We start from the raw sequence: 416 nt of genomic DNA on the forward strand, positions 1-416 counted from the left end.
GGCTCTATAATATTTGTTGGGGTTTGAAAAAATTTCATAAATAAAAAAGCACGTAATCACCGATTTCTATATACTTGAATTGTCGAAAAACAAGCAATGAAAGGTGATACGTGCAAATGAATTTTAACATGAATATTCCAGGATTAAAAGGTGTAACTGTTCATAAGGTGGAGGAGATGGGGGAACGTATTGTTCTACACGTTTCCATACCAAAAAAAGAACATCAATGTCCAGCATGCAAGAATATAACATCAAAAGTCCATGATTATCGAATTCAAAAAATTAATCATTTAAAATGGTTTGAACGATTAACCGTCCTTTTTTATAAACGTCGTCGTTATGTATGCCAATGTGGGAAACGTTTTTCAGAAAAATCCCCTTTCGTGGATAAATATCAACGTTTCTCGAAAGAATGG

Annotated in this window: 1 protein-coding gene; it reads left to right on the forward strand. The window is 33.2% G+C overall.

Features of this window, described 5'->3' with window-relative positions; translation table 11 throughout:
• Positions 1 to 116 precede the first annotated feature (116 nt).
• Positions 117 to 416 (forward strand): transposase family protein (locus tag CD30_RS19325; RefSeq protein ID WP_036180969.1); only part of this gene is annotated, 300 nt, incomplete at its 3' end.

Source organism: Ureibacillus massiliensis 4400831 = CIP 108448 = CCUG 49529 (assembly GCF_000772965.1).
Taxonomy (GTDB): domain Bacteria; phylum Bacillota; class Bacilli; order Bacillales_A; family Planococcaceae; genus Ureibacillus; species Ureibacillus massiliensis.